We start from the raw sequence: 12,878 nt of genomic DNA on the forward strand, positions 1-12,878 counted from the left end.
TTACGGGATATCGGGCAACTGGACGGGCTTAGCACGGGCGGCAGGACGCGGACCAGAGCCACCGTCGCAAGTGCGTATCCCGCTGGCAGAGGAAAGCCCCGCATTTTGGGTTTGACAGACAGATTTTTTGCCCCTAACCGGACGACCAACGAGCGGGAGGCCCCGCCTTTTCAGTCTTGAGGAAGCAGCATTGGCCAAAGAAGACCGCGGCACCAAGCGTGAAGACCCCGAAACCGGCAAGAAGTTCTACGATCTGAACAAGGATCCGATCGTCTCGCCCTATACCGGCAAGTCCTATCCCCGATCCTATTTCGACTCGGTGACTGCCGTTCGGGCCAAGGCGGCACCGGAACGTGCCGTCAAGGATGACGACGAGGAAGAAGAAGAAGTCGAGGCGGAAGTCGAAGAGACGGTCGAGGACAGCTCTGCTCCCGAGATCGTGTCGCTTGAAGAGGCTGACGCCGAGGAAAGTGGCGAAGACGAAGAGATTCCCGACGTCGATGACGTCGAAGATGCCGAAGATCTCGGCGACGACGATGCCGACACCTTCCTTGAGGAAGATGACGACGATGACGACGATCTCGACTTCGACGTGAACACCAGCGACGAGCGTTAATCGTCGCACTCACGAAAAAGCCCCTTGCATGCTTGGGGCGTCGTGGGTAAGTACACCCGCGCTGCGACGGCATCCGCCGCAGCGCAGTTCCAGAGGCACGACGGCCAAGGCCATTCGTGCCACCTGACATGATCCGGTGGATCGTTGATGGGGCTTTAGCTCAGCTGGGAGAGCGCTTCCATGGCATGGAAGAGGTCAGCGGTTCGATCCCGCTAAGCTCCACCAAATCTTTTCAAGGTCTGGCCTCGCGGCTGGGCCTTTTGTTTTTTTTGCCGCCAACTCTCCCTAGAGACCCAGAGTCTGCATCAGTTCGCGCGCCGCCGCGGCGCCGGCACGGTTGGCGCCGATGGTAGAGGCTGATGGTCCGTAGCCGACGAGATGAATTCGCGGCTCGCGCGCCACTTGCGTCGCCAGCTTGCCGGTCATGGTGATGCCGCCAGAGGCTTCTTGCAGCAGCAGCGGGGCCAGATGATCGAGCGAGGATCGAAAACCGGTACACCAGAGGATTACATCCACGGGCTCCTCGCGTCCGTCAGGCCAGCGAATGCCCGTCGGCGTGATTTCGGCAAACATCGGCTGGCGGACGAGTACGCCCCGATCCTGCATGGCCTGGATGCGCGGCGTCATGCGCAGGCCGGTCACCGAGACCACCGAGTTGGGCGGCACTCCGCGCCGGACCCGGTCCTCAACCTGGGCGACCGCGGCGCGGCCAGCGTCCTGGTCGAAAGGGCCTTCGGTGAAGACCGGTTCGCGGCGGGTCACCCAGGTGGTGCGCGTGACCTGCGAGATTTCATCCAGCAGCTGGATGGCGGAGATGCCTCCGCCGACCACAACCACGTGCAGGCCGGCGAACTCGGCAGCGGTGCGATAGTCGCGGGTGTGGAGCTGTCGGCCAAGAAACGCTTCGCGACCCGGGTAATCGGGAATGAAGGGGGTTTCCCAGGTGCCGGTGGCGTTGATGATCCCGCGCGCCGAAAATGTGCTGTGATCGGTCTCGACACGGAAGCGATCATTGCGCTCGCAGACCACCCTGACTTCCACCGGCCGCAGGACCGGCAGTTCGAAGCGTTGCTCATAGGCGGCGAAGTAGCGCGGCACGGCCGTGGCGGCCTCGACCGTGTCGGCGCTGGTGTCGACCGCTTCGGCGAAGGCCATGCCCGGCAGATCGTGGATGCGGTTGACGGTCGAGAGTGTCAGCGAGGGCCAGCGAAACTGCCAGGCCCCGCCGGCCTGCGGCGATTGATCGAGGATGATCAGGCCGCGGCCGGACGTCAGCCCGCGCCGTTTGAGATGATAGGCAGCAGACAAGCCCGCCTGCCCCGCCCCAATCACCACGATATCGGTCTTGACCGCTATCTGCGGCGGCGTTGCGGCGATCGGGGGCGGCGTTGTCATGGCGGAGATGTAGGCGCTTGGGTGCCGACGGGCCAGAGGCAACGGTTCCGCTAGTCGCGCGGCGCGAAGCTCACGGCAGCCGGCTGGCCGCGATCGAGGTCATAGAAGCCGCCGGCCTGCAGGCCGTCCCACTCGCTGCGTGACCCGTCAGGCCAGATGACGGCGACTGTCGCGGACGTCTGGGCACCGAGGCCGAAATGCAGCCAACCCAATTGTCCGCCGGCATGGCCGCCGCCGATGGTCAGTTCGCGACGCATGACGGCGCCGCCACGGCTGACCTCTATCCAGCCACCAATGGCATTCCGGTTCGGCGCCGGCTGATGCACGGCAAGGGAAATCCAGTTGCCGGCGTCCTCGGTGCGGTTGCGCCAGAGCTGGGCCCCGGCATTGCGATTGACCACCACCAGGTCGAGCAGTCCGTCCATATTGAAATCGGCCAGCGCCGCGCCACGTGCAATGCCGTTGTTGGCGATGCCGGCCGCCTCGCCCTGCTCGACGAATTTTCCGTCCGGGGCCTGCAACAGCAGGTTGTCGGGATCGTGCATGGCGAAGTCGGGCATTTCAGCGACATTGCCCTTGGCAATGAAGAGATCGGCCAGGCCATCATTGTTCACGTCGTTGAATTCGGCGTGCCAGGCGGTGCTGGGGCGGAGATCGGTTCCAAAATAGGGGCGGTGGGCGGTGACGCGCCGATCGAAGGCGACATCCTTGTAATCCGGACGCGCGTCTTCCGCAGGGCTTGCCAAGGTCTGCAGCTTGTTGTCGGCCATGCTGGTGAGAAAATATTCCGGATAGCCATCGGAATCGAGATCGTGGCTGGCAATGCCCATGCCCCAGATGCGCAGGTTTTTCCAGCCATCGGCTTCGGTCAGCAAGGCAGGGGGAGCGCCTGGCGGCAGGCGCCACATCTGCTCCTGGCCGCCTTCGTAGTATTCACGGTCGTTGGAGACACGAAGGCCGGGCGTGCCCGAGCGGTTCCAGTCGGTAAAAAGCATGGACAGCGCGCAGTAGCTGGGCGTCAGCGCCAGGGGCGGCGCGAAGGCGGCGCCGGTGGCCGGGCGATGCAGCCAGTTGTCGGTGCACGAGCCCCAGGGAGAGAGTTCCTCCTCGCGGTCGATGTAATTTCCGATAGCGACACTGGGCCAGGCGGCGTCGTGTTCCCAGGTCACGGCCGCGGACGTGCTCCAGGCGTTGCCGCCGTCAAAGCCCCAGATCGCGTTGGCCCGTTCGAACCGGCAGTCGCCCAGACCGCGCATGACAAGGTTTTCGCCGACCCGCAGGACAATGAGATCGGTGATGCCGTCGCTGTCGATATCGGCCGGGTAGGCGCCGCTGACACTGTCGATCTCGAGGCCGCTTGACGTGGCTTCGAACCTGAGTGGTCCGCCCCGACTGCCGATGTTGCGGTAAAGGGTGGCCGGAGCGGTGCCACCGGGCAGCAGCATGTCGGCATAGCCGTCGGCATTGCAGTCAAAGACCGCGACGCCCCCGCCGACCATGAAGAACCACTCGCCATCATAGCTGGTGACGACGCCCGAACTGGCCGTCTCATCGACAAAGCTGGGGACAAGCAGGGCGTCCTGGGCCACTGCAGGGATCGCGAGAAAGAGGGTCAGGAGACCAGCGGCGAAGGGCCAGATACGGATCATTTCCGGGTCCTCAAGGCAACAGCGTAGGCGCCGATGCAGCGCCCCTGATCGAGGCCAAACGCGATGGCAGCCCGGAAGTGAATGCCACCGTAGAGACGGGAAATTCCGGCTTCGTTGGCGGCATCCCAGAAGCTGGCATAGCGCCGGGCCGCGCGGCCGTCCGGCGTGCCGGTGGCGTCCTCGAAGGCGAAGCTATCGCCGAAAAAGCCCGTCAGCACGGTCGCGGCTGCCGCCGAAACCGTACTGTGTCCGCTCGGATATTCCGGGAACGGCGGGGTGATGAGGACCGGCTCCCAGGCGGGGTCGATGAGCTTTCTGATATAGGTCACCGGCCGGATCAGATTGTGCTCGAACTTGTCGCGCCAGCAGCCGATGAAGGCGTCCGACATGGCCAGACCGAGGCGGGCGAGGAGATCGACCCGGTCCTCGAGCCGAAGCTGGTTCTGATCTGCGACCTTCAGCGCTATCGAGATCCAGTGCCCGGGCGGTGTAGTCGACAGCATCGGATCGTCGGACCAGAAGCGGGCAATGGTTGTCTGTTCAGCATCGAGCGCCTTGCTGGTGTCGTACACTTCCATGGCTTCGCGGTAGAATTCCGAGGTCTTGTCCTCGCTGAACGCCAGGGGCGGATGGGTGGGGCAGGCCTTTCCGCTCGGCATGGCGAAGGGGCGGTTATTGCCCCAGCCGGGCAGCAGGGGCATCTGCTGCTGCGCGATGCGACTGGTGGGCACCCACTTGCCATCGCCTTTGGCCAGATCGTATTCGAACGGAAACCCCATATTGGTGACGACGGACCCGCCGTCGGACTGCGACCAATCGAGAATGGCGTCGGCCACGGCCTGCCCGAATGCTTCGCTTCGCGCCACCACGTCGTCATCGACGCCCGCGCTGACTTCGGACCGCCACTTCTTGGAGGCAGCCTTGACGACCCGCTGGCCGGTCGGACCGGTATTGCTGAACAGGGTCTGCACGGCGGTGGCCATGGCCGAGTTGATGATCACGGCCTCATCGTAGGTGGCGCCGGCCTCGCGCTGCGGCACGGCATCGAGTTCGCGGAGCTGACCGGCAAGCGAAACCAGGTGCCCCGAGCCGCCGACAGCGGACTCGTATGCGGCAACACCCAGATAGCCGAAGGCACGGCTGGCAACTGGCGGCGAGTAGGTCGGGGTGTGCCGGACCAGCTCTAGCAGCAATCCATACCAGTTGTGCAGCGCCACCTCGGGCGTGGGCTGCGGACTTTCGGCGCGCGCCGCCAGCGAGGCGGCAAGCGTCAGCACCAGAACCACGCAAAGCGCTGCCAGTCGACGACCGCTCATGACTCCTCCCCTCCCTGCAGCCTGTTTTCGGCGGCTCAGGTTACGAGGTGCCACTTTCACTTGCAGCCGGGCCGGCGGTCAATGGGTGAGACCAACGTCTGACTTGACTGAACCAGACTTATATTTCTGTGCAAGATGACATCGCAATTGACAGCGCGCGCCAGTTGCTGCAGCGTTCGTGGCGCATTGATCGGGTCAAGTCGACACCCTAGCCGCGGAACTATTGTGCGGATTGCCCCAAGTAGAGGTCATGCGAAACATATTCCGCATGCAGTCTGGGAGGACTCCATAATGGTATTCAAGAAAATGGCCCTGCTCGCAGGGGCCGTAGTCGTGAGCTTTGCTCCGACGGCGGTGTTGGCCGAAGGCAAGACCATCGCCGTGTCCTGGAAAACGTTCCAGGAAGAGCGCTGGAAGACTGACGAATCCGCGATCAAGGCGGTCGTCGAGGGCGCGGGCAACACCTATGTGTCAACCGACGCGCAGGGTTCGGCACAGAAGCAGGCCGCCGACATCGAAAGCCTGATCTCGCAGAATGTCGACGTGATCCTCGTGGTCGCCTATGACTCCGACGCCATCCTGCCCTCGATCCAGAAGATCAACGACGCCGGGATCAAGTCGATTGCCTATGACGTGCAGTTCGAAGATCCGAGCGCGCTCTACATCACGTTCGACAACGTGGGTGTGGGTCGCATCATGGCCCAGGAGATGCTCAAGGCGAAGCCCGAGGGCCGCTATGCCTTCATCAAGGGCGACAAGGGTGATCCGAACGCGACCTTCCTGTTCCAGGGCATGATGGAAGTACTCAAGGACTCGCTCGACAGCGGCAAAATCACCAATGTCTGCGAGACCTTCACGGACGGCTGGAAGCCGGACAATGCCCAGAAGAACATGGAGCAGTGCCTGACCTCGACCAATAACGGCGTCGATGCCGTGCTGAGCGAGAACGACGGCATGGCTTCGGGCGTGGTCGCGGCCCTCGATGCGCAGGGTCTCGCCGGCACCGTGCCGGTCACCGGCCAGGACGGCGATCTCGCTGCCATCAACCGTGTTGCCCTGGGCACGCAGCTGGTGTCGGTGTGGAAGAACTCGATCGACCTCGGCACCGTGGCTGCCAATGCCGCGCTGGCTCTCGCCGATGGCACCGACCCGACTTCGATCGAAGGCGTCGGCAAGTTCAGCGGCGGCGCCAAGGGCGTCGAGATGAACTCGATCCTCTTGGCGCCAACGCCGATCACCAAGGACAACATCCAGGTGGCGATCGACGCTGGTCACATCACCAAGGATCAGGCCTGCGCCGGCGTCGCCGCCGGTACGGTTGCTGCCTGCAACTGACCGACCTGACCTGAACGTCTGACCGCGTCACCAGCAACGGGTGGCGCGGTCTTTCGTCAACACTCATAGACACCGACGGCGCGTGATCGCCGCACCGAATAGCGGCCGCAACGATCGGCCATGGGAGTGGGCATGGCCAGTGATACAAATGCCGGTGGGCCGGCGAATGCGAGCGAGAACATCGTGCAGCGGCTGATCCGGGCGGCCGAGATCGACACCCGCATGATCGGCATGCTGGCAGCACTGCTGTTCATCTGGTGCGGCTTCGATATCGCCAGCGGCATTCTGCGACCCGGAAGCGGCGGGCTGTTCGGCGGCTCGTTCCTGACGCCGCGCAACCTCTGGATCCTGCTGGTCCAGACTTCGACGATCGCCGTGATGACTACCGGCATGGTGCTGGTCATTGTCTTGCGTCAGATCGACCTCTCGGTAGGTTCGATGCTCAGCATCGTCGCCGTGGCCACCGGCGTGCTGCAGGTCTTCTATCTCGGCCCGCTGCTGGGCGTCGGCCATCCGGCGATCTGGATCATCGCCGTGGTGTTCGCCATAGGCCTTGGCGCAGCGATCGGCATGTTCAACGGCTTTCTGATTGCCTATGGCCAGATCCCGAGCTTCATCGTTACGCTGGGCGGCCTGATCGCCTTCAGCGGCGGTGCCTTCCTGATTGCCAGTGGCGTCACCGTGGCGCCGATGGACAAGACCTTCAAGCTTATCGGCGGCAACGGTCCGCTGGCCTCCATCGGCCCGACCTGGAGCTGGGTGCTTGCGGCAGTAGCCTGCGTTGCCATCGGTGCGGCCGTGCTCCTCAGCCGCCGCCGCCGGCTTACCTTCAACTTCGCACCCAAGCCGGTCTGGGCCGAAATCATGACCGCCGTGGTGGGCTGCGTCGCCGTGCTTGGCACGACCGCCATCGTCAACGCCTATCTGTGGCCGCCACGTGTGGCCGAGCGCTTTGCCCTTGAGAACAACATTCCGATCCCGGCCGGCGTCGAAGACCGCAGTGGCCAGGCCATCTGCATGGCCGGCGACAAGGTGGTCAACTGCATTGACGGGCTGAGTTTCCAGACCGGCTATCCGATCCCGGTGCTGATCACGCTGGCGGTCGGCCTGGTGATGACCTTCATCGCCCGACGGACGCGGTTCGGCCGCTATGTCTTTGCCACCGGCGGCAATCCCGAGGCGGCGGAGCTGGCCGGCGTGAATACCAAGCGGCTCACCGTCATGGTCTTCAGCCTGATGGGCGGCCTCGTCGGCATCTCGGCCGTTATCGCTTCGGCACGTCTCGATGCGGCGACAACGGCGCTCGGCACGCTCAGCGAACTCTATGTCATTGCTGCCGCGGTGATTGGCGGCACCTCGCTGGCGGGCGGCGTGGGCACCATTTACGGTGCCATCATCGGCGCCCTGCTGATGCAATCGCTGCAGTCGGGCATGGCGCTGCTCAATGTGGATTCCGCCTATACAAATATCGTCGTCGGCCTTGTGCTGGTGCTGGCCGTGTTCGTCGACCAGCTCTATCGGCGGCGGGTGAAGTAGGGAGGCACAGATGACAACCGAATCCATGCAGACACAGGCAGGTGCGCGCGGCGTGCCGCTTGTCGAAATGCGCGACGTGTCGATCGCCTTCGGCGGCATCAAAGCCGTCGACCATGCCTCGATTGATCTCTATCCCGGCGAGGTGGTGGGATTGCTCGGCCACAACGGCGCCGGCAAGTCGACGCTGATCAAGGTGCTGTCGGGCGCCTACCGGCGCGACTCCGGCAGCATCTTCGTCGACGGCAAGGAGGCCAGCATCGACAACCCGCGCGATGCCAAGGCGCTCGGCATCGAGACCATCTACCAGACACTGGCGCTGGCCGACAATGTGGATGCTGCTGCCAACCTCTATCTGGGCCGCGAACTCCGCACGCGCTGGGGGACGCTGGACGATATCGCCATGGAGGCGCAGTGCCGCGAAGTGATGGGGCGGCTCAATCCCAATTTCCGCCGCTTCAAGGATCCGGTGAAGTCACTGTCGGGCGGCCAGCGGCAATCGGTGGCAATTGCGCGCGCCATCCATTTCAATGCCCGTATCCTGATCATGGACGAGCCGACCGCGGCTCTGGGTCCGCAGGAGACGGCCCAGGTCGGCGAACTGATCAAGCAGCTCAAGGCACAGGGCATCGGCATCTTCCTGATCAGCCACGACATCCACGACGTGTTCGATCTCGCCGACCGCATCGCGGTGATGAAGAACGGTGTCGTCGTCGGCACTGCCGAAGTGGGCAAGGTGACCAAGGACGAAGTGCTCGGCATGATCATTCTGGGCAAGTGCCCGCCCGGCGCCGTTCCCGGCCCCGGCGCGATGTAGCCATGGCGCGGGCGCACAACTCGCCAGTCGACTGAACATAAGGAAGGGCCTGATCGCGTGCTACCGATCCTGCTTGTCGTCCAGGGCTGTGCCTTTCTGGTCTGGGCGGTGCTGGCTTTTCGCCTGCTGTTCGCATTGCGCGCCGAAGCCGTGGCCAGCTCAGGTCAAACACTGCCGAACATGAAGGCGCAGTTGCAGGCGTTTCGCGCGGGACTCTTCGAGCCGCGTTACCGGCGCGACCGCGTCCGGCTGCTACTTGCAACCCTTGTACTGGTCATCCTGTCAGCGCTCACGGCGCTGGTCATCACTTGACGTCGTAGGCGACGCGAAAGCCGGTATTGCTGGCGCAGGAATCTGCCGCGAGGGCGGAGCGCGCGGCGATCCTGTATCGATAGCAGTAGCTGATATGACAGAGGAACGAGCCGCCCTTCATCACGCGCTCGTTGGCCGACCGCGCATGCTCGTTGCGCAGTTTTGCCTGACGGCTCTGCGAGCGCACCCTGAAGGCGTCGTTCGTCCACTCCCAGACATTCCCCGCCATGCCATAGAGGCCCATCCCGTTGGGCGGAAACGCCGTGACTGGACTGGTGCCGAGATAGCCGTCGGTCATCAGGTTGGTGTGCGGGAACTGCCCCTGCCAGATATTGGCATAGACGGTGCTGTTATCGGGCTCCGCATCGCCCCACGGAAAGCGCGGATCCGGCAGCGAACCACGCGCCGCGTGTTCCCACTCCGCCTCGCCGGGCAGGCGACCGCCACACCAGGCCGCAAATGCCTTGGCGTCGGCCCAGGACACCTGCACGACGGGATGATCTTCCCGTCCCTCGATTGTGGTTCCGGGGCCCTCCGGCGCCGACCAGCAGGCACCATCCACCTTGACCCACCACGGGGTCTGACCGATCGATGGCGGCGGCGCCGTCTCGTCCAGCAAGCCGCGAAACACCGGCGACCACCCGTAGCGCTCGGCTTCGGTGGTGTAGCCGGTGGCCGCGACAAAAGATGCAAACCTTGCATTGGTCACGGTAGTGGCCTCGAGCCAGAAGGCGCCGAGGTTGACCTGTCGCTTCGGCCCCTCGCCATCCTGCGGGATCAGCGGATTGCTGGTGCCGACGAAGCTGCGGGTTGCCGGAAAAAGGATCCGCTCCCCTGCATCGCCGCGACCGGCGTCCGTATCAGCGCTGACCGGCAGGGGCGCTGACATCCCGCGACTGGGCGAGCAGCAAGACGACGACATGGTTCCTCCTCCGATCTGGCCACAGAGCAATGCCCGCCGGCACTGCCAGAGTCATCACCAAACGTTGCTTCACTTGAAGACGAGACGGTTGCGGGGATCAAGCACGCCAAGTTGTTTATCGCGTTGCTCGGGCCAAGCTGAGCCGCTGGAAGGCCTCGGGCGGCGCGTCGTTGGCCTGCATCAGACAGGTCATGGTTTCCGCCAGCCGTGTCTCAAGTTCGGGACTGTCGAGCGGCGTCGTCTGGAGCGGGTCTTCGAGCAGGTCGAACAGTCTTGTCTCGTGTTCGAGCAGGACACCGGGACCGTAGTGCCGGTTCATCGGCGAAGCGGGAATGGCAGGCACCTTCAGCACGGGCATGCCCATGGTGAAGCTGAAGGGAGGCGCCAGCGTGGCCTGCCGCAGCTCTTCGGCGGAAAAGAACGACATGATGTGCGTGGGCATCAGCGTATATTGGTAGAGGCCCGGCGCCATCACATCGCCGGGATAGCGGTGGTAGGTGTGGCGGCCGTCCGCCAGGTTCACCGCCCCGCCGAAGTAGCCAAACATCACCGCTTGCCGTGAGGCCTGCCCATCGCGCAGCGCAGCAAGCGACAGCGCCTGGCAGGTGTCGGGCGGCGCCGCGGCGTAGAGATCGTAGAGGGTGGCCGCCATATCCGGGGTCTGGCTGAGAGCGTCCGTTCGCGTTCCTCCGGCGGGCTGGCGCGGATCGTGGAAGAAGAGCGGGATGTGGGCCAGTTCGGCATACATCGTCATCCGGTTCTTGGCCCAGAAGTCGTGTTCGCCCAGCAGGAAGCCGTGATCGGTGGTGACGATCAGCGCCGTATCCGCCCACAGATTGTCGCGGTCGAAGCGGTCCAGCAAGCGGCCGAGCTGATCGTCGCACATGCGTACCAGCGCCTGATAGCTTTCGCGCAGTTCGGCCGACTCCTCCGCATCGGCCGCGTCGGCGCGACCATAGGGCGGCCAGTCGCGGATCCCGGAATTGGGGCGCGGCGCGGCGCGGAAGCGGTCAGCGTGCACAAAGGGCTCGTGCGGCGAGAACGTCTCGAGTTGCAGGATCCAGTTGTCCGCCTCTGCATTGGCGTCGAGAAAGCTCAGACCTGAATCGAAGCAGCGCACGGACGGGAAATCGGCTTCCGTGGTGATCCGGGTCCGGTTGAGGATGTTGTGCCGGTTGTAGCTCCGCTTGGCGCTGCCGCGCTGGCTGGGATGATAGCCCGCGGCCTGGGCGGTCCAGTCTGGGTCGACGAGGGGCACCCATGGATCGCCCTCCTGCCCGCGAAAGAACTCGTAGCTGTCATAGCGGTTGTGATAGGTGGCGCCGCCATCTTCCCAGTAGTGGAAATGATCGGTCACCAGATGGCTGTAGGTGCTCTTCTGCTGGTGCAGTTGGTCCGGCCAGGTCTGGTCGAAGGGCTCGAGCGGCCCCCAGCTGCGATGCAGGAAGGAAAGCCGCCCGCTCAGCATGTCGCGACGGGCGGGCATGCATGGCATAGACCCGACCCAGTGATTGTCATAGGTGACCGAGCGCGCCGCAAGCCTGTCGAAATTGGGCGTGGCAACCTTGCCGCCGTACGGTCCCAGAACATGGCGGTTCAGAGAATCGAACATCACAAGGACGGTCTTCACGGCAGGCTCCCGGTTCTGATTCACAGCTCGCGCCCAGTCACGCGATGCCGTCGAGGCAATCCATTATTGCGGTGACGGCCCGGTCAGGTGAGCCATGCGAGGGAGGACCAGACTCATGCCTCGGAGCCGGAGGCGCCAAGGCGCTCGGCAATCGTCAGAAACTCGCTGTCGTTGAGCGCCCTGTGCCGGGCAGCACCGTGGCGCCGGCAGGACATCAATATGGCTGCAGCCTGGTCAGCGCTGGCGGTCAGTCCATATTCGGCGAGTTTCTGCATTACCGCAGCCACGTCGCTCCACTTGCCGATGACAGCCTCTGCCACGCGGCCGATAATCTCGGGCTCGAAGGGGAACGCGTGGCGACGCTCTCCGGCTGCCGTGAAGGCCTCGATCGGTCCCCATTGCTCAAAGCGGAATGCGCCTTCGCCAACGATTGGCTTGAAGTAGCCATTGGCCAGACCGGTAATCGACTCGACGTGACGGCAGGTATCGACAAGCAGGTCGAGCCGGAGGCCGGTGTCGACGCCGTAGAGCACCTCCAGGGCCATGGCGACGGATTCAAGCGAGGCATTGCCGGCCCTGTAGCCGATGCCGTTGAGAGACACCTGCAGAACGTCGGCCCCCGCTTCGTAGGCAGCGAGGACGTTGGCAACTGCAAGCCCGAAGTCGTTGTGGCAATGAACCTCAACCTTGAGACCCGTGTTGGCCTTCAGGTGGCGCAACAGAAAGGCCATGGCCGCCGGCCGGGCGACACCCTGGGAATCGACGAGGGTGACGTAGCTGGCGCCGGCCTCCTCCGCGGCCCTGGCAGCGCGGGTGATGTGTCCGATGTCGGCCCGGGTCGATTCCGGCATGAACAGGTTGACGACGCCGCCGGCCCGCCGTGCAGCCTGGACCTGCTCGACCATGGTGTCGAAGAGTTCCGCCTCGGGCCGTTTGGACACGTGCTGCTGGAACGCCTCGCCGACGCGATACCAGACCATGGCGTGGCGGGCGCCGAGCTCAAATGCCTTTTCCACCTTGCCGGGCTGCCAGGTGACCCAGAGGTCAAGGCCGAGCTGCCTGCGGGTGATCTCGCGAATAACCTCCTGCCATCCCGGAACGGTCAGGAATATCTCGGTGCGCCGTATGCCGAGCCGGGCCAATGCCTCAGCCAGCATCACCTTGTCGGCAGTGGTGAAGGCAAGGTCGGCAGCTTCCTCGCCGTCGCGCAAGGTAAGGTCATGCAGTTCGACCGGGTGGACAGGAACGTCTACGCCCGGCGCGAAATTGTGCTGGCTCGCAACCCAGCGTTGCTCAGGCCTGTTACCCGACATCACTTCTCTCTCCCTCTAAACGTGCACGATCCTCGACCCC

11 protein-coding genes and 1 tRNA gene are annotated in these 12,878 nt (G+C 64.1%); 6 read left to right on the forward strand and 6 right to left on the reverse strand.

The annotated features are described in order from the left end of the window. Positions 1 to 190 precede the first annotated feature (190 nt). On the forward strand, positions 191 to 616 hold the full coding sequence (locus AC0L4C_RS03790) for a TIGR02300 family protein (RefSeq protein WP_473402196.1): 426 nt from the start codon (positions 191 to 193) through the stop codon (positions 614 to 616). Between the two features lie 149 nt (positions 617 to 765). After that, positions 766 to 841 (forward strand) — tRNA-Ala (locus AC0L4C_RS03795). Positions 842 to 901: 60 nt separating this feature from the next. Here AC0L4C_RS03795 and AC0L4C_RS03800 read toward each other — a convergent pair. Genes AC0L4C_RS03800 through AC0L4C_RS03810 form a run of 3 tightly spaced genes read right to left on the reverse strand, consistent with a single transcriptional unit; the run spans position 902 to position 4,976 of the window. Then, positions 902 to 2,011, reverse strand: coding sequence for an NAD(P)-binding domain-containing protein (locus AC0L4C_RS03800; protein ID WP_473402197.1), 1,110 nt, complete (start codon positions 2,009 to 2,011; stop codon positions 902 to 904). 50 nt (positions 2,012 to 2,061) lie between these two features. Then, the gene (locus AC0L4C_RS03805; protein ID WP_473402198.1) at positions 2,062 to 3,660 is read right to left on the reverse strand and encodes a CRTAC1 family protein; all 1,599 of its coding nucleotides are present in this window, start codon (positions 3,658 to 3,660) and stop codon (positions 2,062 to 2,064) included. Next, entirely contained in the window at positions 3,657 to 4,976 is a 1,320-nt protein-coding gene (locus AC0L4C_RS03810; protein WP_473402199.1) for a vanadium-dependent haloperoxidase, read from the reverse strand. The genes AC0L4C_RS03805 and AC0L4C_RS03810 overlap by 4 nt, the downstream gene beginning before the upstream one ends. A 291-nt stretch (positions 4,977 to 5,267) precedes the next feature. Here AC0L4C_RS03810 and AC0L4C_RS03815 point away from each other — a divergent pair, with 291 nt between their 5' ends. The 4 genes from AC0L4C_RS03815 (at position 5,268) to AC0L4C_RS03830 (ending at position 8,973) form a co-directional block, all read left to right on the forward strand. Further along, the gene (locus AC0L4C_RS03815; protein WP_473402200.1) at positions 5,268 to 6,311 is read left to right on the forward strand and encodes a substrate-binding domain-containing protein; all 1,044 of its coding nucleotides are present in this window, start codon (positions 5,268 to 5,270) and stop codon (positions 6,309 to 6,311) included. A gap of 132 nt (positions 6,312 to 6,443) precedes the next feature. Continuing rightward, on the forward strand, positions 6,444 to 7,847 hold the full coding sequence (locus AC0L4C_RS03820; protein WP_473402201.1) for a sugar ABC transporter permease: 1,404 nt from the start codon (positions 6,444 to 6,446) through the stop codon (positions 7,845 to 7,847). 10 nt (positions 7,848 to 7,857) lie between these two features. Then, positions 7,858 to 8,661: an ATP-binding cassette domain-containing protein gene (locus AC0L4C_RS03825; protein WP_473402202.1), complete on the forward strand. Its 804-nt coding sequence runs from the start codon at positions 7,858 to 7,860 to the stop codon at positions 8,659 to 8,661. A gap of 57 nt (positions 8,662 to 8,718) precedes the next feature. Continuing rightward, on the forward strand, positions 8,719 to 8,973 hold the full coding sequence (locus tag AC0L4C_RS03830) for a hypothetical protein (RefSeq protein WP_473402203.1): 255 nt from the start codon (positions 8,719 to 8,721) through the stop codon (positions 8,971 to 8,973). On the opposite strand, the gene AC0L4C_RS03835 is transcribed toward AC0L4C_RS03830, so the two are convergent. The 3 genes from AC0L4C_RS03835 to AC0L4C_RS03845 form a co-directional block, all read right to left on the reverse strand. Beyond that, a complete protein-coding gene (locus AC0L4C_RS03835) occupies positions 8,966 to 9,862 on the reverse strand; it encodes a formylglycine-generating enzyme family protein (protein ID WP_473402204.1) in 897 nt (298 codons plus the stop codon). The two genes, AC0L4C_RS03830 and AC0L4C_RS03835, sit on opposite strands and share 8 nt — an antisense overlap. Positions 9,863 to 10,010: 148 nt before the next feature. Beyond that, positions 10,011 to 11,525: a sulfatase gene (locus AC0L4C_RS03840; RefSeq protein WP_473402205.1), complete on the reverse strand. Its 1,515-nt coding sequence runs from the start codon at positions 11,523 to 11,525 to the stop codon at positions 10,011 to 10,013. Between the two features lie 113 nt (positions 11,526 to 11,638). After that, a complete protein-coding gene (locus tag AC0L4C_RS03845; RefSeq protein WP_473402206.1) occupies positions 11,639 to 12,838 on the reverse strand; it encodes a hypothetical protein in 1,200 nt (399 codons plus the stop codon). Between the last annotated feature and the right edge of the window lie 40 nt (positions 12,839 to 12,878).

Source organism: Devosia sp. J20-27 (assembly GCF_055808595.1).